Source organism: Brucella sp. BE17 (assembly GCF_039545455.1).
Classification (GTDB): domain Bacteria; phylum Pseudomonadota; class Alphaproteobacteria; order Rhizobiales; family Rhizobiaceae; genus Brucella.
This window is the reverse complement of sequence record NZ_CP154467.1, coordinates 2,239,310-2,264,328: the sequence shown is the minus strand read 5'-3', so window position 1 is coordinate 2,264,328 and position 25,019 is coordinate 2,239,310. Positions and strand designations below refer to the sequence as shown.

Genomic DNA, 25,019 nt, shown 5'->3' with positions numbered 1-25,019 from the left:
CGGCCTTTTCCATCATGCCCTTCTCAATGCGTCAGGTCCATGACCACGCGGCCTTCGATCTGACCGGCGCGCATTTCATCGAAGATCGCGTTGATATTGTCGATCTTGTCGGTACGGATCGTCGCCTTGACCTTGCCATCGCCTGCGAAATCAAGCGATTCCTGCAAGTCGAGACGCGTGCCGACGATGGAGCCGCGCACCGTGATGCCGTTAAGCACCATATTGAAGATCGAAAGAGGAAACTCACCTGCCGGCAGGCCATTCAACGCAATCGTGCCGCCGCGAGCGGCCATGCCAATTGCCTGTTCAAAAGCCTTTGGCGAAACCGCCGTCACCAGTACGCCCTGCGCGCCGCCATCGGTTTCCTTCTTGATGAAAGCTGCCGGATCGTTATGCGTCTTGGCATTGACCGTCACCGTTGCGCCAAGCTTGCGGGCAAGATCGAGCTTCTTGTCGTCAATATCGACGGCAGCAACATTCATACCCATGGCCTTGGCATATTGTACCGCCATGTGGCCAAGGCCACCAATACCGGAGATCACCACCCAGTCACCCGGCTTGGTGTCGGTAACTTTCAGCCCCTTATAGACAGTCACACCAGCGCAAAGCACGGGGGCTATTTCGTTGAACGCGATGTTTTTGGGCAAATGCCCGACGAAATTCGGATCGGCCACCACATAATCGGCAAAGCCACCATTGATGGAATAGCCGGTATTGAGCTGTTCCTCGCACAGCGTTTCCCAACCACCAAGACAATGCACACAATGGCCGCAGGCGGTATAGAGCCATGGCACACCAACGCGATCGCCTTCCTTGACGTGTTTGACGCCACGCCCCACCGCCGAGACAAAACCGACACCTTCATGACCGGGAATGAATGGTGGATTAGGCTTGACCGGCCAGTCGCCTTCAGCAGCATGCAGATCGGTGTGGCAGACGCCCGACGCCTGAACGGCGACCTGAATCTGCCCATCGCCGGGTTCCGGAATTGGAACCTCGTCGATGGTCAGCGGCTTGCCGAATTCACGAACCACGGCGGCTTTCATGGTTTTTGCCATAGGATATTCCTTTCATGTCTCACACGACCGGACCGGCAGTGCCGGTCCGGTACTTTCCCTGGGAGGAAGGATCAGAAGAAACCGAGTTTCTTGGGGCTGTAGCTCACAAGCATGTTCTTGGTCTGCTGGTAGTGATCGAGCATCTTCAGGTGATTTTCACGGCCAATGCCCGATTGCTTGTAACCGCCAAAGGCGGCATGGGCCGGATAGGCGTGATAGCAATTGGTCCATACTCGTCCCGCCTGAATGGCGCGACCGAAGCGATAGGCGCGGTTTCCATCGCGCGTCCATACGCCCGAACCCAAACCATAAAGCGTATCATTGGCAATTTGCAGGGCTTCCTCGTCGTCCTTGAAAGTGGTGACGGAAACGACCGGACCAAAGATTTCCTCCTGAAAAACCCGCATCTTGTTGTTACCCTTAAACACCGTCGGCTTGACGTAGTAACCGCCCGCCAGATCGCCCGGAAGCTCGTTGCGCTCGCCGCCGATGAGCACTTCAGCACCTTCCTGCTTGCCGATATCCATATAGCTCAGGATTTTTTCGAGCTGCTCGCTGGAGGCTTGCGCGCCCACCATGGTCGCGGGATCAAGCGGGTCGCCCTGCACGATGGCTTCCACGCGCTTCAATGCCTTTTCCATGAACTGATCGTAGATTTTCTCATGGATCAGCGCACGGCTCGGACAGGTACAGACCTCGCCCTGATTGAGCGCAAACATCACAAAGCCTTCGATTGCCTTGTCGAGATAATCGTCGTCTTCAGCCGTGACGTCCGAGAAGAAGATGTTTGGCGATTTACCGCCCAGCTCCAGCGTCACCGGAATGAGATTTTGGCTCGCATATTGCATGATCAGACGGCCGGTCGTCGTCTCGCCGGTAAAGGCGATCTTGGCGATACGCGGGCTTGAGGCCAGCGGCTTTCCGGCTTCCAGACCAAAACCGTTGACCACATTGAGAACACCGGCAGGCAAAAGATCGGCGATCAGTTCCATCAGAACAAGAATGGAAGCAGGCGTCTGTTCGGCAGGCTTTAGCACCACGCAATTGCCCGCGGCCAGCGCTGGTGCAAGTTTCCAGACCGCCATCAGGATCGGAAAATTCCACGGAATGATCTGCCCGACCACGCCCAGCGGCTCATGAAAATGATAGGCGACGGTGTCGTGATCGATTTCGGAAATGCCGCCTTCCTGTGCGCGGATAGCGCCCGCAAAATAGCGGAAATGATCGACCGCCAGCGGCAGATCGGCGGCGGTTGTTTCGCGGATTGGCTTGCCATTGTCCCATGTTTCGGCAGCAGCCAATTGCGCAAGGTTTTCCTCGATGCGGTCGGCAATACGATTAAGGATAAGCGCACGTTCCGCAACGCTGGTCTTACCCCAAGCGTCCTTTGCGGCGTGTGCCGCATCGAGTGCGGCTTCCACATCAGCTGCTTCCGAACGCGCCACTTCGCACAGAACCTGACCATTGACGGGTGAAGTGTTTTCGAAATAACGGCCCGATTTGGGCGCAACCCATTTGCCGCCGATGAAGTTTTCATAGCGTTTCGCGAAAGCCGGTTTTACCGTGCGGCTGAATTCAACCTTGTTCATGATATTCCTCCCGAGATAGCGTCACTCCATTGACGCCTTACCTTCAGGATGAAACCACGGGCGACAAGAGTCATCCCGATCCTGTCACCTCGCATGGCCGTGTGTCGCAATATTGAGACAGTTGCGTCGGATGATTTTCCAATGCGCACGGCTGTCACGTAGCTCTATGTCAGTGTGAGCGCATGATCTTGAGCCGGTTGAGCTTGCGGTGCAACGTGGCACGGCTGATGCCGAGAAGGCCAGCAGTCGCGGAAATATTGCCTTGCGCCCGCGCAAGAGCACGCAGAATGACGCTACGCTCGGATTCGGCCATATCCTCGCGAGGATCGGCATGCCAGCCAAGTAGATCGGCGGCAGGAAGTGGCACCGCAAGAGCCGCATCATCAAGATTGAGCGCAAGCCGCGCGGCCCGGGTGGCGCCGATGACCAGGTCGTCCCGGTCAACCGCGATCAATGCACTGCCGGTCCGATCCGCACTGGGGGCCAGCATGATACGCGAATCATGAAAGGCCTGTCGGAAGTTTTCAGCCTCAATGCGCCGCGCCGCATCTATCACAGCCACTGAAATCAATTGTGCAAAAGCCTCCGTCAGGTCGGCCCGGCAGGAGGAAACGTCAAGCGCTGCCATCAGGCGACCCTGATGATCGTGGATCGGAGCCACGGTGCAGGAAAGCCCGGTATTACGCGCATGAAAATGCTGGTCGCGATGGATCGTCAGCGCCCGTTGCTCGACAATGCAGGTGCCGATCCCGTTGGTGCCTTCGCTTTGCTCACTCCAGACAGCGCCCGTCCAAAGGCCCCAGCGATAGAAGGTATCGTCGTCACTGACAGCACCGCGCCGCTCGACCGGCACGCCCTGACTGTCAGCCAGAAGCACACAGCATCCAACCCCGCCAACCGCCAGGTAGAGCCGGTCCATACTGGCCTGCGCCACGCTGACCAGCCGCTCAATATGCCCGTGCGCTTCGCGAAACTCGTATTCGGAAAGTGTGTGAACGCAACCCTGATCTGCAGGATCAAGCTTGTGTAGTTCGGCGGAGCGCTGCCACGAGGCAACCAACGCAGAGCGCGCCGAGCCACCGGTATGAATCGCAGAAAGAATACGGTCCGCATGCGTTTTTTCTTGCGGCGTGCCCATCTTTTCCTCCCAGAGGCTTGTGACCGCTGACTGGAGAGATAATGACAAGTCGTGGTCAGGCTGGCAAGCGCTGTCTGACGGAAGATAAAAGTGAACCGAAGAAATATTCATCGGCCGCAAGTTCAGATCATCACATCAAAATAGGGTGTCAGGCAGTAAATTTTATGCCGGTGCGGGCAAGAGCAGACACTTGTCGTTCGAAAGATTCAGTCCATCTATCGAACGACAATGGAGGGCTGACCCTACCCGCACCGAGCATTAAAAATATTCTTAAAATTTCCTCGAAGTATCTATTAAATATATGCTTATGCTAGCATAGAATATGGACTGAAAAAATTCCAATCTTTAGTTGCCAATTTAACGACCCCAATAAATCAGGATGGGTCCTCTGCCATAAACGCTTTCAGCGCCGCCGTTTGTTCTCCATCGAAGCGAAGGCCGAGCTTCGTGCGCCGCCATAAGATGTCATCGGCACTCCGTGCCCATTCATGCGCCATCAGATAGCGTACTTCAGCTTCATAAAGATCGGCACCAAAATGGCGTCCAAGCGCCTCAAGCGACGCCGCTTGCCCCAGCACCCTTTCAACGCAGGTGCCATACAGACGGAACAGACGACGGGCATGACTTACAGAGAGAAAAGGGTAGGCAGCACATAGCTTCTGCAATTCCAGCTCGAAATCCACCGCGCGGAAAGAGCCACCCGGAAGAGCCGCCGCATGCGTCCACGGTGCACCCTTCTTACCCAGATGGTGCTCGATTTTTTCCAGCATGTGCTCGGCAAGCCTGCGCGCCGTGGTCAGTTTGCCGCCAAAAACGTTGATGAGCGGAGCAAGCCCTTCCGGCGCGTCGTCCTTCAACACATAATCGCGCGTAGCTTCCTGTGCCGTGCTGGCCCCATCATCATAAAGCGGTCGCACACCGGAATAGGTCCACACTATATCGTCGCGGCGAACGGCTTCAGCAAAATATTCGCTCGCAGCCGCGCACAGATAATCTGTCTCGGCTTCGGTGATCGCAACCTTGTCCGGCTCGCCGGTATAATCCTGATCCGTTGTGCCGATAAGGGTGAAATCATCTTCATAGGGAATGGCGAAAATGATGCGCCCATCATTGTTCTGGAAGAAATAGGCGCGCGGGTCCTCAAATTTTTTTCGCACGACAATATGACTGCCTTGCACCAGACGGACATTGTGTAACTGCCGGTCGCCCTCGACACCCTGAACGATGCGATCAGCCCATGGGCCAGCCGCATTGACCAGAAGGCGGGCACGAACCTCCTCACGCTCACCGGTATCGGCATGTTCAACCGTCACCGTCCAGCCGTCCTTATCGCGACGCGCCGCAACCACCCGTGCGCGCGTGGCAATTTGCGCACCGCGATCGGCGGCATCACGCGCCGTCAGCGCCACAAAACGCGCATCATCCACCCAGCAGTCGGAATATTCGAAAGCCTTGGTGAAAAGCGGCTTTAAGGGCTTTGCCGCCGGATCGACCCGCATATCCAGCGTTTTTGTGGCAGGAAGTTTCTTGCGTCCGCCCAGATGATCATAGAGGAACAAGCCCAGTCGCAGTAGCCATGCCGGACGCACCCCGCCCTTGTGATAAGGCAGGATGAACCGCATCGGATGAATGATATGCGGGGCATTGGCCCACAGAACCTCGCGCTCCATCAGCGCTTCACGCACCAGACGAAACTCGTAATGTTCCAGATAACGCAAGCCGCCATGAATGAGCTTTGTAGCCCGCGATGACGTACCGCTGGCCAGATCGTTCATTTCCGCGAGAAAAACCGAAAAGCCGCGCCCTGTCGCATCCCGCGCGATACCGCAGCCATTGATGCCGCCGCCAATCACGAAAATATCGAATGTTTTTTGCTGCATGCCGGTGAACCCTGATAATTCAGCCTTTACCCGCAAATGAATATAATAAATTTCATACGAAAGTAAATCGAAAACAAAACGAAACTAGATATCTGTTTCCGTATCGCCGGTTCCCGCCAGCGTTTCGATAAGCCTGACATCATGATCCAAGCACAGCTTGCGCAATTGCGGCGAGGAGCAGCGGTCGGTGATAAATGTATGAACTTGCGAAATATCGCCGATACGCACCGGCGCGGTCCGTTCAAGCTTGGTCGCATCGGAAACGAGAATCACATGGCGCGCATTGGCAAGGATGGCCTGCGCAACCTTCACCTCGCGGAAATCGAAATCGAGCAGTGCGCCGTCGTCGTCCATGGCGGAGGCACCGATAATCGCATAATCCACTTTGAACTGGCGGATGAAATCGACCGCAGCCTCGCCGACGATGCCTCCATCGGAGGCGCGCACCATACCGCCTGCTATCACCACCTCAATCGCAGTGTGGACGCGCAGGATATTGGCAACATTGATATTGTTGGTGATGACCATCAGCTGGCTGTGGCCGATAAGCGCATGGCTGACCGCCTCGGTGGTTGTGCCTATATTGATGAACAGCGATGCTCCATCCGGAATGATTTCAGCTGCCGCCCTGCCGATGGCTTCTTTTTCATGGGCTGCAATGCGACGGCGTGCTTCATATTCCATGTTTTCAACGCCGGAGGGATAAAGCGCCCCGCCATGGATGCGCCGCAGCAGACGCGCCCTGCAAAGATCATTAAGATCCTTGCGCACGGTCTGCGGTGTCACATTGAATTCAGCGGCGAGATCATCAACCAGAACCTGTCCCCGCCTGCGGGCAATTTCCAGAATGGTATTGTGGCGTGTTGTGAGCTGCATGGCGATCCCGGCGATGAAATTCTGTTTGCAAGCTAATTTCGCCGGTTTGCCGGAGAAATCAACCTTCGTTTACGCAATGCCTATAGCCTAAAGCATACCCAGACATGAAGCAGATGCTGTGTAAGTTTATGGAACGCTTCAAACAACGGATATCAGGGCGACTCGCCTGTGTTCGCAAGAAGACAAACGCGCAAAACCAGACCAGACCTTCAGCTTCGAATGCGAGGCTACCAATTTTTAACCACGACCGTTCACGCGGTTTTAAGCTAAATGCCGTGTTAATGCCAACATGGAACAAGAAAATAAATCTTTGCGGAAAAAGCGCTCATCAATAGTCGAACCAGCTCTTCGCGGTGCGGTATTGGCCACGCCGCTGGTTGCCGCATTGCTGGCCATCTATGTCGCCTACGGGTCGGACAACCGTATATCTGTTGCTATCGACAAGACAATCACCAGCGCCATTACGACAAACAACTGATTTTTGTGAACGGTTTTTACGCATTCGGTTCGCAAGCGGTCCGAACAGCCCCTCAAACAAAAGGCAAATTTTTGATTTTGTTTGGTCGGAGTGAGAGGATTCGAACCTCCGACCCCGTCGTCCCGAACGACGTGCGCTACCAGGCTGCGCTACACTCCGAACCAATGGTCTTGCGCGCGAGCGCGACCAATGCGGCGGCTTATAGCGCCGCAACATGCAGGCTGCAAGTGCGTTCATCTGATTTTTTTGCCACAATTTGCAAGCCGCAGAGCAAATACCCGCGGATCAGGTCCGAGATCTTGAGAAAGCAGGCGCATCCCCTGCGCCATAGGCCACGAAATGCGGGTTGGCAAAGCCCCCAACACCTTCTCCAGAACCTTGACCATAGTTTAGCGGATGGCCGTCGAGGCACGTTGTCATGCCTCCGCTTGCGCGCAGCACCGCGTCGCCCGCTGCCGTGTCCCATTCCATGGTCGGGGAAAAGCGAGGGTAAATATCCGCGTCGCCTCGTGCGATCAGGCAGAACTTAAGCGATGACCCCACCGATACATGGTCGGAAATCTGGTTATCGTGCAAAAAGCTTTCAGTCTCAGGCGTATCATGCGAACGGCTGCACACCGCAATGCGCGTCTCGCCCGCAACCCGCGCCCGGATCGCGCACCGCTTTTCCACCTGATGGTCGGCATTTGTCGTCACTTCTTCCGCAAAATGACCAGCGCCGACAAAAAGCTGGTTGCGCGCCGGGGCATAGACCAGCCCCGCCACCGGAGCGCCATCCTCGATCAAGCCTATATTGACGGTAAAATCCCCATTGCGCTGCAGGAATTCCCGTGTTCCATCCAGGGGGTCCACCAGCAAAAACCGCCGCCCCAACGTTGTAGGCATGCGACCGGCGGCGACTTCTTCCTCCGCCACGACAGGAACATCGGGGAACGCGATTGCAATGGCGGCCAGAAGGATGGCCTCGGCGGCATGGTCGGCCTCGGTTACAGGCGAAAGATCGTGCTTGTGCACGACCGCGCAACCATTGACGTAATGCTTCATGATGATGCGACCAGCTTCAAGCACCGCATCTTCCAGCGGACCGAGCATTGTTGCGCCGTTCGAAGCGGCTTTGGCGGAGGCTTTTATGTTCATCGTTCAAATCGACCAGGAATCGCTACCATAACTGCCGATGATACCACGTTCGGCAAGATACTTTTCCACCTGCGCAACCAATTCGTCAATGCCGCGTCCGCTCGTCTCCAGACGCAGCTCGGGGTCAAGCGGCGCTTCATAGGGCGAATCGATACCGGTAAAGGCCTTGATCTCCCCGCGTAGCGCCTGCGCATAAAGCCCTTTCGGGTCACGCGCCATGCATTCCTCAATCGGCGTATCGACAAAGATTTCGATGAATTCGCCTTCCGGCGATCGCGCCCGCACCCGCTCGCGCTCGGAGCGGAACGGTGAAATGAACGACACCAGCGTAATCAGCCCTGCATCGGCCATAAGGCCTGCCACTTCACCAACCCGGCGAATATTTTCGGCACGGTCGTCATCGGAAAAACCCAGATCGCTGTTAAGGCCATGGCGGACATTGTCGCCGTCCAGCAGATAGGTATGCTTGCCCAGCGCATGCAGACGCTGTTCGAGCCGGTTGGCGATGGTTGATTTTCCGGAAGCAGAAAGACCGGTAAACCACAATACCGCCGGTTTCTGGAATTTTTGCGCGGCGCGAAGCTGCTTGTTGAGATCGAAGGCTTGCAGATGCACATTCGTTGCGTGCCGCAACGTATGATCGATCATACCGGCAGCAATCGTTGCATTGGTCAACCGGTCGATCAGAATGAATGCTCCAGTCGCACGATTATCGGCATAGGCGTCGAAGACAATCGGCTCGACAGTTTGCAGATGGCAAAGACCAACCTCGTTGAGTGCGAGATGCGCCGCATCTTCCTGCGCAAAACTCTCGACATCAATGCGGTAGGCAATGTCATTGACGCTCACCGGCGTCTGATCGGTTTCCGTGCGCAGCAAATAGGAGCGCCCCGGCTGCAACGCCTCTTCGCCAAACCACACAAGTTTTGCCGCAAAACGATCCGCCACTTCCGGTCGCGCTTCCGCCCCCACCAGCATATTGCCGCGCGAAACCTCGATCTCGTCTTCAAGAACCAGTGTCACCGCCTGTCCCTCCGAGGCGCGCGAAAGATCGCCGTCATGGGTGGCGATGCGCTTGACGCGCGATGTCTTGCCGGATTTGGCGACCACGATGCTGTCGCCTGCTGCAATCGTGCCAGACGCGACCGTACCGGAAAACCCGCGAAAATCGAGATTGGGACGATTGACATATTGCACCGGAAAGCGGAGCGGCTTTTCAGCCACGGCCGTATCGATACGCACGCTTTCCAGATGCTCGAGCAGATGGGGTCCCTCGTACCAGCCGATGCGCGACGAAGATGCGGTGACATTGTCGCCAAACCGCGCCGAAAGCGGAATCGGCTGGATGCATGTAAAGCCGAGCGAACCAGCAAATTCCGTGTAATCGGCAACGATACCATCGAATACGTCTTGTGAAAAATCCACCAGATCGATCTTGTTGACCGCCAGTACGACATGCCGGATGCCCAACACGGAGGCGATGAAGGAATGGCGGCGCGTTTGTGTCAGAATGCCCTGACGCGCATCGACCAGCACCACGGCGAGGTCAGCCGTGGAAGCACCAGTCGCCATATTGCGGGTATACTGCGCATGGCCCGGCGTATCGGCGACAATGAATTTTCGGCGCGGGGTCGAGAAAAAGCGATAGGCGACATCGATGGTGATGCCCTGCTCACGCTCGGCCTCTAGACCATCAACCAAAAGCGCAAAATCAAAATCATCATCGGTGGTGCCGAATTTGCGGCTGTCATTCTTGAGACTTGCAAGCTGGTCTTCAAAAATCAGCTTGGTGTCGTAAAGAAGCCGTCCGATCAGCGTGGATTTACCATCATCGACAGAGCCGCAGGTGAGGAACCTGAGCAGCGTCTTTCGCTCCTGATCAGCAAGATAATCACTGACGGCAGCATTCGTCTCAGAGGGTTTTATGACAGCATTCATCAGAAATAGCCCTCGCGCTTTTTCTTTTCCATAGACCCGGATTCGTCGCGATCAATGGCGCGACCCTGACGCTCGGAGGTGCGGGCGATGAGCATTTCCTCAACGATGCCCGACAGTGTGTCGGCGTTCGATTGAATCGCGCCGGTCAGCGGATAGCAGCCAAGAGTGCGAAAACGCACCAGCCGCTTCTCGACTTTTTCGCCGAGTTGAAGCTTCATGCGCGCATCATCGACCATGATCAGCATGCCGTCCCGTTCGACCACCGGGCGGCGGGCGGCAAAATAAAGCGGCACAATCGGGATGTTTTCCTGCAGGATATATTGCCAGATATCGAGCTCAGTCCAGTTGGAGAGCGGAAAGACGCGGATCGATTCATCCGCTGCCACACGGGTATTATAAATCTTCCACATTTCCGGGCGCTGGTTTTTCGGGTCCCAGCCGTGCTGTGCATTGCGGAAGGAAAAGATACGCTCCTTGGCGCGCGACTTTTCCTCATCGCGCCGCGCACCGCCAAAGGCAGCATCGAATTTATATTTATCGAGCGCCTGACGCAGCCCTACCGTCTTCATGACATGGGTGTGGACATTGGAGCCATGGCTGAAGGGACCGACACCGTCACGCACGCCGTCTTCATTGATATGCACCAGCAGATCAATGCCCTTTTCACGCGCCTGGGAATCGCGAAATTCGATCATCTCGCGAAACTTCCACGTCGTATCGACATGCAGGAACGGAAAAGGCGGCGGAGCAGGATAAAACGCCTTCATCGCAAGATGCAGCATGACAGACGAATCCTTGCCCACCGAATAAAGCATGACCGGATTGGAGAAAGTGGCCGCGACCTCCCGGAAGATATGGATTGCCTCTGCTTCAAGACGTTGCAGATGCGTCAGGTTCTTGGCAAGCGATGCGTGATGCACGTCATTTTCTCCCGGAGACCGGCTTTGCTTGAACACGTATCCCGAAAACCGTTTCACGCTTTTCCGGATACGCTCTAGTGTCAGGTCCTAAACTCGATACTGGCGGGAGGGGGAAGCATTGCTTTCATCCGGCTCAGACTGGATGCTCCGGCAAACAGCACCGAAACATGATGGCCGATATTGTCGTGAAAAGAGGAAGAAAAGGGAAAGAATGCTTTCGCGTATTAAGGGCCGAGAGCGCTAAAAACTTGCAGACTTTCTCTTGCGGGCAGAACAAACTTGCGCCGATTTTAAAACACGATTTTTCCGTCAAGCAATAGAAAATCCTATAGATCTTATAGTATTATGTTGAGAGATCGGGGGCGAGAAAACATCCAACTGGCCAAACCGCCGCCGGACATTGGGGGAGATTACAGAAGGCCGAATGTACGCGCCTTGGCAACAGCCTGCACCTTGTTGACCGAAACCAGTTTCGTGAGCACGTTGCTGATATGAAAATTGACGGTGCGGGTAGAAATATTGAGAATTGCGCCGATGATTTCGGCTGTCTTGCCCTCGCTGGTCCAGCGGAGGATTTCGCGTTCACGTGCGGTCAGGCAGACTTCATTGGCGCGGTTGATATGTGGCACGTCCACCAGTTCATACATCGACAGATGCAGTATATTGGTGATCATTTGCAATTGCCGCCGCAGCAAGGCAATTTCACCCTCTGTGAGCGCTGGGCCAGTGCGCAGGAGCGTCAACATCCCGAACACCCCTTGCGCTGCCCAGCAAGGCTGCGAGATACCGACTTTCAACCCGAAGCTTAGCGCATCGGCCCATAATTTCGGCGCATCGGTATAAAGCTTCTGCGACCAGATCAACGGCTCGATACTATTTAGCCCGAGCCGGATCAGTGGATCGATTTCGACATATTTCTTATCGCCATAAAGATCACGCCATCCGTCTGGCATATCCTCGTGCAACACCCATTTAACTGTCCCGTTCAACGAAGGAACCGACATGATATAAGAAACATGCTGAAAGCCGATTTCGTGTGCAAAATCCTTTACGTATTCAAATAACTGGTCTGCATTGTCGGCTGACTGCATGGCATCGCATAAGAAGTCCCATTTCATGGCTGCCATCCCTAACTTGTTTTTAAATTATGACTTATACAACCTAAGGGATAATCAAACCGTATCCTGCATACTATAAATAGCATGTTTTACCGGTCTCTTCTACAAGGATTGATTCCAAGATCATGCGTCTGTTTCAAAAAACGCATATTTGTCAATTGATCGTATTTTCCTAAAATATAAATTGGAATATGGCCACGGAGAAGCGCCATCGTTGTTGTGGGATGCTTTCTGATCAGAAAACCTTTTCACAAATGCACCCCGCCGATCACATCGATCATCTGTCCCGTGGTCCAACGCGCATCCTGCGAAAAGGAAGGGATTTACATCCGCCATTTCATCGGCATGCCCGAGCCGGGAGATCACAGATCTTGGCTCCGGGGGCTGATTGTCAGTCAGCCATTCGGCAAGATACGTTTTGATGTTGCCACAAGGTATGGGCGAATATGCACCGGACACGAATACACATTCCTTGCCCGCTTTGACGGCGCGCTCATTCAGGGCATGTCGATGCAGGCCTGTGACGGTGCCTTGGTCGGAATTGCCCTGTCGGCATGGCCGGACAACCCGACCTGCCGCGAACGCTGTTGGAACAATCAAGCAAAAAGTGCCGGTCAAACCGGCAATTCTATCGCTCAGGCAGCTTCCTCATTCACATCGCTTGGGATGTAATTGAGGATCGGCGCCAGCCAGCGCTCGACCTCCATCAAGGACATGCCCTTGCGGCTCGCATAGTCCTCGACCTGATCGCGTTCGACCTTGGCAACACCGAAGTAATAGCTATCCGGGTGCCCAATATAGAGCCCCGACACTGATGATCCCGGCCACATCGCAAAACCTTCCGTCAGTTCCACGCCGGTGGTGTTCGTGGCATCAAGCAGGCGGAACAGAGTGGCCTTTTCCGTGTGGTCGGGCTGCGCCGGATAGCCGGGAGCCGGACGGATACCGGCATATTTTTCGTGGATCAGATCATCGTTGGAAAGGTCTTCCTCGGGCGCATAGCCCCAGAATTCCTTTCGCACGCGATGGTGCATGAGCTCGGCAAAGGCTTCTGCAAAACGGTCGGCCAGCGCCTTGACCAGAATGGACGAATAATCGTCATTTGCACGCTCAAAACGTTCGGCAATGGCGATCTCGCCAATACCTGCCGTCACCACGAAGCCGCCGACATAATCTTTTTTACCGCTTGCCTCGGGCGCCACGAAATCCGACATCGCCACATTGGGACGGCCATCGCGCTTGCTCAGTTGCTGGCGCAGCGTGAAGAAGGTCGCCAATTCTTCAGAACGGCTTTCATCGGTGAAGAGTTTTATATCATCGCCGACGGCGTTTGCAGGCCAGAATCCAATCACGGCGCTGGGCGTGAACCATTTTTCGTCGATGATCTTTTTGAGCATCGCCTTCGCATCGTTCCACAGCGCGCGCGCCGCCTCACCCTGTTTTTCATCGTCCAGAATTGCCGGATAGCGACCCTTCAACTCCCATGTCTGGAAGAACGGCGTCCAATCGATATAGTGGGCGATTTCGGCCAGATCGTAATCGTCAAAAGTCTTTGTGCCTAAAAAGCTTGGCTTTGGCGGCTGATAGTCCGACCAGTCAACCTTGACCGCATTGTCGCGCGCCCGCGACAGTGGCAACCGCTGTTTGTTGGCTTCGTTGCGGGCGTGGGCGGCGGCCACCTTTGCATATTCCGTTCTGACACCGTCAATATAACCGTTCTTGTTTTCCGGCGACAACAGATTGGACACCACACCCACCGCACGGCTGGCATCGATCACATAGACCGCCTGCCCACGATCATAGCGCGGATGTATTTTCACTGCCGTGTGCACGCGGCTGGTGGTCGCCCCGCCGATCAAAAGCGGAATGTCAAAGCCTTCGCGCTCCATTTCGGATGCGACGTGCACCATTTCATCGAGCGAGGGCGTAATCAGCCCTGAAAGACCGATAATATCGACATTTTCAGTGCGCGCCGTCTCAAGTATCTTCTGTGTTGGCACCATCACGCCAAGATCGATGATTTCGTAATTGTTGCAGGCAAGAACAACGCCCACGATATTCTTACCGATATCGTGCACATCGCCCTTCACGGTTGCCATCAGCACCTTGCCGGCACTCTGACGACCCTCACCGCCGCTCAACCGCTTTTCCTCTTCCATATAAGGCAGAAGAACCGCCACCGCCTGTTTCATGACGCGCGCGGATTTGACCACCTGCGGCAAGAACATCTTGCCGGAGCCGAACAGATCGCCGACCACATTCATCCCCGCCATCAGCGGACCTTCGATCACATGCAGCGGACGCGCGGCGGCAAGGCGCGCTTCTTCGGTATCGGCCTCGATATATTCGGTAATGCCGTTGACAAGCGCGTGCTCCAGGCGCTTTTCAACGCTCCATTCACGCCATGATAGATCTTGTGCCTTAGCTTCTTTCCCGCCCGTGCCACGATAGCGTTCGGCGATTTCCAGCAAGCGTTCGGTTGAATCCTCACGCCGGTTGAGGACCACATCCTCGCAGGCCTCGCGCAGCTCCGCGTCTATGGTGTCATAGACGGCAAGCTGGCCCGCATTGACGATGCCCATATCCATACCGACCTGAATGGCATGATAAAGGAAGACGGCATGCATCGCCTCGCGCACCGGTTCATTGCCGCGAAAAGAAAATGAAAGGTTCGACACACCGCCTGAAATATGCGCATGCGGCAGGGTTTCGGTGATGCGGCGCGTCGCATTGATGAAATCGACGCCGTAATTATTGTGCTCCTCAATGCCGGTCGCAACCGCAAAGACATTGGGATCGAAGATGATATCTTCGGGCGGAAAGCCGACCTGCTCGGTCAATATCTTGTAGGCGCGGGCGCAGATTTCGACCTTGCGCTGTTCAGTGTCTGCCTGGCCCGTTTCGTCGAACGCCATGACGACGACCGCCGCACCATAGGCGCGCACCAGACGCGCATGATGCAGAAAGGCTTCCTCGCCTTCCTTCAGCGAGATCGAATTGACGATGCCCTTGCCCTGAATGCATTTGAGCCCAGCCTCGATCACGTCCCATTTGGAACTATCGATCATCACCGGCACACGCGCAATATCGGGTTCTGCGGCAATCAGGTTGAGATATTCGACCATGATCTTCTGGCTGTCGATCAGGCCTTCATCCATATTGATGTCAATAACCTGTGCACCATTTTCAACCTGATCACGGGCAACGACGAGAGCAGCCGAATAATCGCCTGCGGTGATCAGCTTGCGGAACCGTGCAGAGCCCGTCACATTGGTACGCTCGCCAATATTGACGAAGGGAATATCCTTGGTCAGGGTGAACGGTTCAAGGCCCGACAGGCGCATCAAGGGTTCAAGCTTGACCGGCTTGCGCGGTTCGTGTTTCGCCACAGCTGCGGCAATGGCGCGGATATGATCGGGCGTCGAGCCACAGCACCCGCCAACCACATTGACCAGCCCTTCGCGCGCAAAATCTTCGATCTGCGCGGCCATGGCCTCCGGGCTTTCGTCATATTGCCCAAATTCATTGGGCAGACCCGCATTGGGATAGGCACAGACGAACGTATCAGCGATCGACGAGATTTCGGCGAGATGCGCGCGCATAGCGTTCGCTCCCAGCGCGCAGTTAAGCCCGATGGTGAACGGCCTTGCATGGCGCAGCGAATACCAGAACGCCGTCGGCGTCTGGCCCGAAAGCGTGCGGCCGGACAAATCGGTGATCGTGCCGGAAATCATTACCGGCAGGCGAATGGCCTTTTCGATGAACACTTCTTCCGCCGCAAAGATTGCAGCCTTGGCATTTAATGTGTCGAAAATGGTTTCAATCAGGATGATGTCGGAACCACCATCGATCAATCCCCTGATCTGCTCGGCATAGGCAATGCGCAGATCATCGAACGTGACAGCACGGAACCCTGGATTGTTGACATCCGGCGACAGCGAAGCGGTGCGGTTGGTCGGCCCCAGAGCCCCCGCCACAAAACGGCGACGGCCATCCTTCTGCTCGGCGCGAAGGCAAGCGCGTCGCGCCAGACGTGCGCCATCGCGGTTCAGCTCATAGACGGCATCTTCCATGCCGTAATCGGCCTGCGCAATGGTCGTCGATGAAAAGGTGTTGGTTTCCAGAATATCCGCACCGGCCATGGCATAGGCATAGTGGATTTCCTCGATTGCCTTTGGCTGCGTCAGCGTCAGCAGATCATTATTGCCCTGCAACTGGCAATCACACGCCTCGAAACGCTCGCCCCGAAAGTGCTCTTCGTGAAAACCCAGGCCTTGAATCTGTGTTCCCATGGCGCCATCGAGGATCAAAATACGCTCGCGCGCAGCCTTGGTGAGCGCTGCCAGAATCTCGGAACCGTCCGGTTTTGCCGGGGTTTCGCCAAAGAGATCGTCAAGGGAAGATGCCATGGGGGATTTAGCCTGTATTCCATATGCCTGATTGCGAAGCCGCTTAATGACATAAACATATCTTTATGTCAAATCTCGCGCGGTGTGATAAAGCTCACCCGAAGCCTATCACTAGACTGTTGCCAAAGCGAAAAAATAGTGACCGCGCAAGGCCTCTAACCCGCCACAATGCGGGAGCGAGAATGACGCGTTATAACGCGATCGGTCGCAACTGGCCTTTCGGAATTATGGGTGAAGAGAAGGAGGAATCGATGAAGAAAATAGCGTCGTCCCTGTTCGCCGCCTGCCTGTCGTTCGGGCTTACGCTTGGCTTCAGCTTACCTGCGCTGAGTAGCCCTGCACAGGCAGGTGTAATTGCGGCTAAGCCCGTTTCAGGCGCACAGAACACGATCGAGAATGTACAATATCGCGAATGGCAGCAATGGCCGGAACGCAACTGGCGCGACCCACCGCGTTACCGCCATTATCGTTACGACCGCCCCCCGCCGCGCCATTGGCGTGATGATCGCGGCTATCGCCCGCGGCATTACCGTCCGGCACCCAGATATCGCGGTGGCAACCCGCATGTGCGCTGGTGCTTTAACCGTTACCGTTCCTATCGGGCTTACGACAATACGTTCCAGCCCAATTACGGTCCGAGACGGCAGTGCTATTCGCCCTATCTGTGAAACAAAACAGCCCCGGTAAACCGGGGCTGTTTTTATAATCCGCGATTATCAAGTCACGTAAGCGCCAATGGAGGCTGCGACCAGCCCGATGGCACAGGCGATCATCACGCCGTAAACCCGGGGCTTGTCGAACAGAACCGCAAAGGCTGCAAACCAGCTCACCACTGCCGCACCCAGTGCAAAAAGAAATCCGGCCTTATCGCCATGTATGAGATTGGCCGTCATGAGCCCGCCGATGATCAGCGCACCGAAAACGATCATCAAGCCTGTGGCATACCGTTCATAATCGTCCATTTAAATTCCTTGGCTCCGGTATTGTAAAACTGCACCGGAAATTCTCATCAATCTGTCTGGCCATTTGAAGGCGTGAACGCAACGCGCCACAAACCCGGCCGATGATGTCACACAATCATTATTCGTGGCGTTCTTCAACTGCTTCGCTGCAACATCCGCTGTAAATATTGCGACTTTGCGGCACGTCATCGCTTTCATGGATAAAATCCATGTTATCCTGCAAGACATGGAAACATCCGGAATCAGCATTTTTGAAACCGTGATCGGCTTTTGCGGCATTGCTTGGCGCAAAGCCAGAATTATCGGCGTTGAAATAGGAAGTGCTGATGAAACTGAAATCCACCACCGGCTCACAGAGCGAATTGCCGACGCAGAAACGATTTCCCCGCCAGACTACGTTCGCGAGGCGATTGCCCAGATAAAAACCCTGCTATCAGGTGGAACACCGGATTTCTCGCATCTTCCACTGGCGCTTGATGGGCAGCCCGATCTCAACCGCAAGGTTTATACGATCATATCCGAACTCAAGGTTGGCGAAACCACCACCTATGGCGCGATAGCGAAACGGTTGGGCGATGTCAGCCTCTCGCAAGCGGTGGGGTATGCGCTTGGCAAAAACCCGTTTCCGATCATCGTGCCATGCCACCGCGTTCTGGGCGCCAATGGCAAGGTCGGCGGTTTTTCGGCTGCGGGCGGGACCGCGACCAAGCTGAAACTTCTCAATATAGAACGTGCCAGAACCACGAGCGAACCGGACCTTTTTGGCGGATTGCCGCTTCAGGAGCGTCCGCAGGTCGATTGACACTCAGCCCTTGCTGCCCTTGTCTGCCAAAACATCAGCCGAAAAACGCAATTGGCGCATCGGTCGCACATGCTGCGTTGTGGCATCGTAGGTCGGATGTTTCTTGAAGGCGAACAGCGCATCCTCGTCCTTGAACTCGGCATAGACGACGAGATCAATCTCATTGCCCATCGGATCGACCTTGGCATTGGGCAGAACCTCGAACACGTCGCAATAAGGAATGGTGCCCAGTCGCTCCAGGCCCTTGCGGACCTCATCAATGTCCTGACCGGGCTTAACGCTGAAGAAAACAATATGGCGGATCACGTTCTGCCTCCAAAATCCTGATGCGGCCTCTTACCCCATCAGTCGATCAAGCAAAACCATAAAATGATCAGGAAGATTTGACGCGCCGCCAGGAAAAGCCGCCTTCCTCAAGCACCGAGCCACGACCGGGCTGATAATAGCCGGGTGTGTCGACAAGGCGGTTTTCGCCAAGCCGTCTGTGGGCGACTGCATTTGTCACCTGCAATGTGTCGAAACCGGTGCGCAGCATCAAGGCTGCCTGATCGATCAGCACATCGCCATAAGCGCGCAATTCGCCCTCAAAGCCTGCACGGCGCAAAACTTCCGCCTTGGAATAGGAACGTCCATCAGTATAGGCGGGAAATTCCAGTGCTATGACCGGCAGCGCGTCCAGTCGATCCAGCAACGGCTCGATCTTTTCGCCCGGTGCCACCGACACGCCGATACGGCGGTTGGAGGCGCGGCGCAGTTCCTCATCAAGACCGAGCCAGACGGCAAGCGGAATGATCACGGCCGGCGCATCGGCGGCCACTTCCAAATCATCGGCAAAGACATAATCGTCCTCGCGAAACCCCTGCTGCGACCAGAGCTTTGTTTCAGGTGCCGTTTCACTCATTTCTGGTCACTCATTTCTGGTCCAAAACTCCAAAAACCTGTTTGTTGCTCGCGCGCATCTTATCCGAAAATCGTTACACACTTTTCGGGATGCGCTTTAAGTTATCGGCAAGTCCACCCAGGTGAATGCCGCATTCGGTCTTTTCCGATCCGGCCCAGCGTCCAGCGCGCTGATCCTCGCCCTCGCTCACAGGTCGCGTGCAGGGCATGCACCCGATGGAACGATAGCCTTGGGCCACCAGCGGATGGACGGGAAGATCGTGTTTTCTGGCATAGGCCTGCAAATCATCCGATTTAAGACGCGCCAACGGATTGATGCGAATGCGCGGACCGACCGATTCAAAAACCGGCAGTGCATTGCGGGTCGAAGCCTGAAACTGCTTGCGTCCGGTCATCCACGCGTCAAAGGGTGCGACCGCACGCGCCATCGGCTCAACCTTGCGGATGAAGCAGCAACGATCCTTGTCGGTCATCGACAGTGCACCGAACGGATCATCCACCTTCACACTGTCTTCCAGCGGTAGAATATCCTGCACATGGGTGAGGCCCAGATGATCCACGAGGTTGCGGCGATAATCGAGCGTTGCGCGAAAATGTTTTCCCGTATCAAGAAACAGCACCGGCGTTGCCCGATCGATTGCTGAGATCATATGCAAAAGCACAGCCGACTCCGCCCCAAACGATGAGACGACCGCAATACGCCCCGCAAACAGATCGTGGGTGGCAAGCGCTATCACTGCCTCCGGCGCGGAGGCACCATGGCTTTCTTCAAGCAAACGGGCCTTCGCCTGCGCCTTTTGATCAAGATCAGGCAGCACGGCTCACCTCGCCATAAAGCGCGCGTTTGAACGGCTCCATGCCGACGCGGCGATAGGCAGCAATAAAAGTTTCCGCTTCGTTTTCGCGCAAGTCCAGATAGGTATCGACCAGCGTTTCGATGGCATCGACCACGTCTTCAGACGAAAAGCCGCGTCCGGTGATGTCGCCGATTGAGGAATGCTCATCCGCCGAACCGCCCAGCGTAATCTGGTAGAGCTCCTCGCCCTTTTTCTCGACGCCCAGAATGCCGATATGGCCGACATGGTGATGGCCGCAGGCGTTGATGCAGCCGGAAATTTTTATCTTGAGATCGCCTATTTCACTCTGGCGTTCAAGATCGCCAAAACGCTCGGAAATGCGTTGCGCCACAGGAATGGAGCGGGCATTGGCCAGCGCGCAATAATCCAGTCCGGGGCAGGCAATGATATCGGTGATCAGCCCGGCATTCGGCGTTACCAGACCATCGGTCTGCAACAGGTCGAACACGGCTGGCAGGTCCGCTTTGGCGACATGCGGTAGCACAAGATTTTGCTCATGGCTGACGCGGATTTCATCAAAGGAATAGGTCTCCGCAATATCCGCCACCAGTTCCATCTGCTCAGCGCTTGCATCGCCCGGAATGCCGCCGATGGGTTTTAGCGAAATGGTGACGACCGCATAATCAGGGTTCTTGTGCGGCGTGACATTACGCCTAACCCAGGCGTCGAAAGCCGGATCGGATTTTTGGGTTGCGGCGAGAATGCCCCAACCTTCTGGACGCGGGCCCAGATCGGGCATACGGAAATAGCTTTCAATGGCATCAAGATCGCTTTGCGGCAGTTGCAACTCACCGTAACGAATCTGCTCCCATTCCGCGTCGATATCCTTCACCAGTTCCTCGACACCGGTTTCATGCACTAGGATCTTAATGCGCGCCTTATATTTATTGTCGCGACGACCATAAAGATTATAGACGCGGACGATCGCCGTCACATAGGTCAGCATATCCTCGAGCGGCAGAAAATCTCTGATCTTCTTTGCGATCATCGGCGTGCGCCCCTGCCCGCCGCCAATATAGACGGCAAGCCCCAGATCGCCGTTCGCATTTTTCTTCAGTTGCAAGCCGATATCATGCACCTGAATGGCGGCGCGATCATGATCGGAGCCGACGATTGCGATCTTGAACTTGCGCGGCAGATAGGAAAATTCCGGGTGCAGCGACGACCATTGCCGCAGGATTTCGGCGAGTGGGCGCGGATCGGCCACTTCGTCGGCGGCAGCCCCCGCAAAATGATCGGCAGTGACGTTGCGAATGCAATTGCCCGAGGTCTGGATGGCGTGCATCTCGACTTCAGCAAGCTCTTCGAGAATTTGCGGCACGTCTTTGAGCGCAGGCCAGTTATACTGGATGTTCTGGCGGGTGGTGAAATGCCCGAAACCGCGATCATAGACACGCGCAACGTGGCCGAGCTTGCGCATCTGTCGGCTCGACAGCGTGCCGTAGGGTACAGCGACACGCAGCATATAGGCATGCAATTGCAGATAAAGACCGTTCATCAGCCGCAGGGGCTTGAACTGGTCTTCCGTCAGTTCGCCGGATAGGCGACGCTCGACCTGATCCTTGAACTGTGCAACGCGGGCCACAACGAAGTCGCGGTCAAATTCATCGTAACGATACATGGGACTTTTCCGGTAATCAGATCAGGATAAGTGCTTTAACGGGCTCTGTTTACGCATGGCTTTTCCTCATCGAAGCAGGATCAGCAATCCGTCCAGTGGGCTGATTTCCCTGTGGAGACGGCTCCCAGTTTTGGGAGCCATGCGGTTGACCAAGCGTAACAATGGTAGGGCCGGAAAGGCGGATACGTTCGCGCAGGCGAATGGGATAAAGCCCTTCGTCGCGTTCCTCGACATCGATGACATTGACATCGACAACCAGATTGGCGCGCCCCGCAGCCTTGCCAGAAGCCTCCAGCGCCGTAATGGCCTCAGTGTGACGTGCGACAAGTGCCCCATCAATGGTTTCCCGCCATGATCCGTCCGCACCAAGCCACACGGCCTGCCCATCGATGAGGCGGTTTGCGGTAAGAACTTTTACAACCATTTTCAAACTCCTCTTGATCAGGCAGCAACCGCAACCGGCTTGCGAGCCAGCGCTTGGGCCTTGCCGATTGCCGCGCCGGCAACGGCGTCACCGATGATGACCATGACCGGCCCGCAAAGCGCGCGCTTCTCAAGCTCCGGCAAATCCTTCAATGTGCCATGATAAAGCCGCTTGTCGCTGCGGCTGGCATTTTCAATCACCGCGACAGCCGTATCTTCATGCAGCCCTGCCGAAATCAGGCGGCTTGCGACCGATGCAGCGACACTCGCCCCCATATAGACGGCGATGGTCGCGCCTGAGACGGCGAGCTTGGCCCAGCCCGGAAGCACATCGCCCGCCATATCGTGGCCGGTGGTGAAAACCAATGAGGAGGCGACACCGCGCAAGGTCAATGGCAATTCCATATCAGCCGCCGCGGCAAAGGCCGACGTAATGCCCGGCACGACCTCGAAACCAATGCCTGCGTCGCGCAACGCCGCCATTTCCTCGCCGGCACGCCCGAACACCAGCGGGTCGCCGGATTTCAAACGCACAATGTGCTTGCCTTCGCGTCCCAACCGCACCAGAAGCGCATTGATCTCGCTCTGCTTTTTGGAATGACAGCCCTTGCGTTTTCCCACTGCCAGCCGCTCGGCATCACGCCGTCCCATGGCAATCACGCTTTCGGGTACCAACGCATCATGCACGATGACATCGGCCTCCATCAGCACGCGATGCGCACGCAGCGTCAAAAGATCTTCCGCACCAGGCCCCGCACCGACCAGCCAGACATAGCCGAAGGAAACAGAGTTTTGCGCAATCAGATCACCTGCAAGCGCCTGCGCTTGTGCGAGATTTCCGTGCTCGACGGCACGCGACACGGAGCCCGTGAAAAACGCCCGCCAGAAAGTGCGCCGCGCCAAACCTCTTGGCAAAAACCTTTCCACTTTTGGACGCCAGCTTTCGGCAAGATGCGCGAGATCGCCGAGGCGCGGCGAAAAGGCGGCATCGATACGCGCACGCACCATTTGTGCCAGCACGGGTGCGGAGCCTTCCGTGCCGATGGCAATCGCCAAGGGCGCACGGTTGATGATGGCAGGGGTCAGAAAATCACAAAGAGCCGGACGGTCCACCACATTGACCGGGATTTTATGCGCCTTTGCGGTGACCGCAATTTCACGGTCCTGATCCTCATCGCCGGTTGCGACGAAGACGAGCTTTGCTCCGTCCAGATGTTGGGCCGCAAATGGTGCAGCCACATGCTCCACGCTATGGCTTATGATAAAATCGGCAACATGCGGCTCAAGCATTGGTGCGACAATGCGCAGATGCGCTGATGTTTGCGCCACAAGGCGCGCCTTGTTGAGTGCTTCTTCGCCACCACCGACGATCACCACAACCTCGCCCGCAACGCGGAAGAAGGCAGGAAAATCAGCCAGTAAACGGGCAGGCACTTGAGACACGGCATAATCCTCTTGAAAGACAGGAGCATTATTCCGCGTGCAGGTAATTTTTATAAGAAACGGGCTTGCGCGTGAAAATCACGCGGAGCATCACTTTTTCTCAAAAATGCACTTTTGAAGATTTTCATTCCTGTTTACCGCAAATCATATCCCATAAATTTTATATGATTTACAAATATTTAGCTGTAACAGCCGGAAGCGAAAAAAGCGGGTACATGTTTTGGCCAGCGTCTTGGCAACACGGCCACGAGATCAAAGCGCAGTGAAAGCTCAGCATAATCGCTCTGGCGTTGCAGCCATAAATCAGCCGCCGCCTCGATACGGCGCATGGCTTCAGGCGTCACGGCAAGGTGCGCTGCTTCAAGCGTGGCGCGTGCTTTCACTTCAACAATAAGAACAAGACGACCACGCCGCGCGATGAGGTCGATCTCGCCAAGCCGTGTGCGATAGCGCCGCGCAACGATGCGATAGCCTTTGAGCATCAGTGCCAATGCGGCCAAACGCTCAGCGCTATGTCCGCGAAAGAAAGCCTTTTGCTTTTTCTCGCGGAATTGGCTCATCAGGCTTTCGCCTTCAGCTGCATCAAACGCTGATAGAGCAACGATTTTTGCCCGCCAGTCATGCGTGCCGCTTCACCGGCGGCCTTCGATGGTGGCAATTCTTCAGCCAACGACAAGAGCAATCGATCGACCTCTTCTTCGCTTTTCGGTGAATTCTCACCCGAAGGCGGACCGACCAGCAGTACAACCTCGCCACGAATACGGTCCTCACCGTCGAACTGCTGCGATAACGCGCCCAGAGATGTGGTGACGATGGTTTCATAGGCCTTGGTCAGTTCACGGCAAAGCGCGGCGTCACGGTTCTCACCAAACACCGCAACCATATCGGCAAGCGTCGTTGCGGTACGATTGGGCGATTCATAAAACACCAACGTCGCATCGATATTTTTAAGACTTTCAAGTTTCGATTGCTTCTGCCCGTGTTTGACCGGCAAAAAGCCGCAAAACATGAAACTGTCGGTCGGAAGGCCCGATGCGGCCAGTGCCGCCAGAATGGCCGATGCGCCCGGCACCGGCACGACTTTCAAGCCCGCCTCACGCGCTTCGCCAACCAGACGAAAGCCCGGATCGGACACCAGTGGTGTACCAGCGTCCGACACCAGCGCCACGCTTTTACCCGCCGCAAGGGCTGCAATCAGTTTCGGCCCCGCCGCATCGGCATTATGCTCGTGATAACTCACAGGACGACGCACAATGCCATAACGGTCCAGAAGTACGCGTGTAACGCGGGTATCTTCACAAGCCACGATATCCGCACTTGCCAGTGTTTCCAGCCCCCGCAAGGTCATGTCGCCAAGATTGCCGATGGGGGTCGAGACGATATAAAGCGCAGGCTCAATGGGGCGGGCATGCATGGTTGTGCCACCCACCACATAATCGCGTTTCGTCTCGTCGTTGATTTCAGTCATAT

21 protein-coding genes, 1 tRNA gene and 2 pseudogenes are annotated in these 25,019 nt (G+C 55.7%); 4 read left to right on the top strand and 20 right to left on the bottom strand.

Annotated elements, in window-relative coordinates; translation table 11 throughout:
• Positions 1-23: 23 nt before the first annotated feature.
• The 5 genes from adhP to AAIB41_RS10925 form a co-directional block, all read right to left on the bottom strand.
• Positions 24-1,058 (bottom strand): alcohol dehydrogenase AdhP, encoded by a 1,035-nt coding sequence (gene adhP, locus AAIB41_RS10945; protein ID WP_343313398.1) that lies wholly within the window; start codon positions 1,056-1,058, stop codon positions 24-26.
• Positions 1,059-1,129: 71 nt separating this feature from the next.
• Positions 1,130-2,647, bottom strand: a complete 1,518-nt coding sequence (gene adh, locus AAIB41_RS10940; RefSeq protein ID WP_343313397.1) for an aldehyde dehydrogenase — start codon at positions 2,645-2,647, stop codon at positions 1,130-1,132.
• A 169-nt stretch (positions 2,648-2,816) separates the two neighbouring features.
• On the bottom strand, positions 2,817-3,785 hold the full coding sequence (locus AAIB41_RS10935; protein ID WP_343313396.1) for a GAF domain-containing protein: 969 nt from the start codon (positions 3,783-3,785) through the stop codon (positions 2,817-2,819).
• A 374-nt stretch (positions 3,786-4,159) separates the two neighbouring features.
• The gene (gene glpD / locus AAIB41_RS10930; protein WP_343313395.1) at positions 4,160-5,665 is read right to left on the bottom strand and encodes a glycerol-3-phosphate dehydrogenase; all 1,506 of its coding nucleotides are present in this window, start codon (positions 5,663-5,665) and stop codon (positions 4,160-4,162) included.
• 84 nt (positions 5,666-5,749) lie between these two features.
• Positions 5,750-6,541 (bottom strand): DeoR/GlpR family DNA-binding transcription regulator, encoded by a 792-nt coding sequence (locus tag AAIB41_RS10925; RefSeq protein WP_343313394.1) that lies wholly within the window; start codon positions 6,539-6,541, stop codon positions 5,750-5,752.
• 289 nt (positions 6,542-6,830) lie between these two features.
• Between AAIB41_RS10925 and AAIB41_RS10920 the strand changes: the two genes are divergently transcribed.
• On the top strand, positions 6,831-7,019 hold the full coding sequence (locus AAIB41_RS10920) for a hypothetical protein (protein WP_343313393.1): 189 nt from the start codon (positions 6,831-6,833) through the stop codon (positions 7,017-7,019).
• Positions 7,020-7,101: 82 nt separating this feature from the next.
• Here the strand turns inward: AAIB41_RS10920 and AAIB41_RS10915 are convergent.
• The 5 genes from AAIB41_RS10915 to AAIB41_RS10895 all read right to left on the bottom strand — a co-directional run bounded on the left by AAIB41_RS10915 (position 7,102) and on the right by AAIB41_RS10895 (position 12,132).
• A tRNA-Pro gene (locus AAIB41_RS10915) sits at positions 7,102-7,178 on the bottom strand.
• A gap of 126 nt (positions 7,179-7,304) precedes the next feature.
• Positions 7,305-8,156, bottom strand: coding sequence for a 3'(2'),5'-bisphosphate nucleotidase CysQ (gene cysQ, locus AAIB41_RS10910; RefSeq protein WP_343313392.1), 852 nt, complete (start codon positions 8,154-8,156; stop codon positions 7,305-7,307).
• Positions 8,157-8,159: 3 nt separating this feature from the next.
• The gene (cysN, locus tag AAIB41_RS10905; protein WP_343313391.1) at positions 8,160-10,094 is read right to left on the bottom strand and encodes a sulfate adenylyltransferase subunit CysN; all 1,935 of its coding nucleotides are present in this window, start codon (positions 10,092-10,094) and stop codon (positions 8,160-8,162) included.
• Entirely contained in the window at positions 10,094-11,014 is a 921-nt protein-coding gene (cysD, locus tag AAIB41_RS10900; RefSeq protein WP_343313390.1) for a sulfate adenylyltransferase subunit CysD, read from the bottom strand. The genes cysN and cysD overlap by 1 nt, the downstream gene beginning before the upstream one ends.
• Before the next feature lie 410 nt (positions 11,015-11,424).
• Positions 11,425-12,132, bottom strand: a complete 708-nt coding sequence (locus AAIB41_RS10895; RefSeq protein ID WP_343313389.1) for a LuxR family transcriptional regulator — start codon at positions 12,130-12,132, stop codon at positions 11,425-11,427.
• A gap of 471 nt (positions 12,133-12,603) precedes the next feature.
• Between AAIB41_RS10895 and AAIB41_RS10890 the strand changes: the two are divergent.
• Positions 12,604-12,804, top strand: a pseudogene (locus AAIB41_RS10890) (hypothetical protein); the annotation flags it as partial.
• Here AAIB41_RS10890 and metH read toward each other — a convergent pair.
• Positions 12,768-16,541, bottom strand: coding sequence for a methionine synthase (metH, locus tag AAIB41_RS10885; RefSeq protein WP_343313388.1), 3,774 nt, complete (start codon positions 16,539-16,541; stop codon positions 12,768-12,770). The pseudogene AAIB41_RS10890 and the gene metH sit on opposite strands and share 37 nt — an antisense overlap.
• Before the next feature lie 251 nt (positions 16,542-16,792).
• On the opposite strand from metH, the gene AAIB41_RS10880 reads away from it, so the two are divergent.
• A complete protein-coding gene (locus AAIB41_RS10880) occupies positions 16,793-17,209 on the top strand; it encodes a BA14K family protein (RefSeq protein ID WP_343314744.1) in 417 nt (138 codons plus the stop codon).
• Positions 17,210-17,257: 48 nt separating this feature from the next.
• Here the strand turns inward: AAIB41_RS10880 and AAIB41_RS10875 are convergent, their stop codons facing one another.
• Positions 17,258-17,503 (bottom strand): hypothetical protein, encoded by a 246-nt coding sequence (locus tag AAIB41_RS10875; RefSeq protein WP_343313385.1) that lies wholly within the window; start codon positions 17,501-17,503, stop codon positions 17,258-17,260.
• Between the two features lie 226 nt (positions 17,504-17,729).
• Between AAIB41_RS10875 and AAIB41_RS10870 the strand changes: the two genes are divergently transcribed.
• Positions 17,730-18,305 carry a methylated-DNA--[protein]-cysteine S-methyltransferase gene (locus AAIB41_RS10870; RefSeq protein ID WP_343314743.1) on the top strand — a complete coding sequence of 192 codons (576 nt, stop codon included), beginning with the start codon at positions 17,730-17,732 and terminating at the stop codon, positions 18,303-18,305.
• Positions 18,306-18,308: 3 nt separating this feature from the next.
• Here AAIB41_RS10870 and AAIB41_RS10865 read toward each other — a convergent pair whose 3' ends face one another.
• From AAIB41_RS10865 to rsmI, 8 genes and pseudogenes are all read right to left on the bottom strand, one after another.
• A complete protein-coding gene (locus AAIB41_RS10865; RefSeq protein ID WP_343313384.1) occupies positions 18,309-18,611 on the bottom strand; it encodes a Dabb family protein in 303 nt (100 codons plus the stop codon).
• Positions 18,612-18,678: 67 nt separating this feature from the next.
• Entirely contained in the window at positions 18,679-19,206 is a 528-nt protein-coding gene (locus AAIB41_RS10860; RefSeq protein WP_343313383.1) for a DUF934 domain-containing protein, read from the bottom strand.
• 73 nt (positions 19,207-19,279) lie between these two features.
• Positions 19,280-19,981 carry a phosphoadenylyl-sulfate reductase gene (locus AAIB41_RS10855; protein WP_343314742.1) on the bottom strand — a complete coding sequence of 234 codons (702 nt, stop codon included), beginning with the start codon at positions 19,979-19,981 and terminating at the stop codon, positions 19,280-19,282.
• Between the two features lie 31 nt (positions 19,982-20,012).
• Positions 20,013-21,683 (bottom strand): nitrite/sulfite reductase, encoded by a 1,671-nt coding sequence (locus AAIB41_RS10850; RefSeq protein WP_343313382.1) that lies wholly within the window; start codon positions 21,681-21,683, stop codon positions 20,013-20,015.
• Positions 21,684-21,831: 148 nt separating this feature from the next.
• Positions 21,832-22,107 (bottom strand): annotated as a pseudogene (locus tag AAIB41_RS10845) (DUF2849 domain-containing protein); the annotation flags it as partial.
• 17 nt (positions 22,108-22,124) lie between these two features.
• Positions 22,125-23,549 (bottom strand): siroheme synthase CysG, encoded by a 1,425-nt coding sequence (gene cysG / locus AAIB41_RS10840; protein ID WP_343313381.1) that lies wholly within the window; start codon positions 23,547-23,549, stop codon positions 22,125-22,127.
• 179 nt (positions 23,550-23,728) lie between these two features.
• On the bottom strand, positions 23,729-24,109 hold the full coding sequence (locus AAIB41_RS10835) for a YraN family protein (RefSeq protein WP_343313380.1): 381 nt from the start codon (positions 24,107-24,109) through the stop codon (positions 23,729-23,731).
• Complete coding sequence (gene rsmI / locus AAIB41_RS10830; RefSeq protein WP_343313379.1) at positions 24,109-25,017, bottom strand: 16S rRNA (cytidine(1402)-2'-O)-methyltransferase; 909 nt, start codon at positions 25,015-25,017, stop codon at positions 24,109-24,111. Before rsmI ends, AAIB41_RS10835 begins: the two co-directional genes overlap by 1 nt.
• Positions 25,018-25,019: the final 2 nt, after the last annotated feature.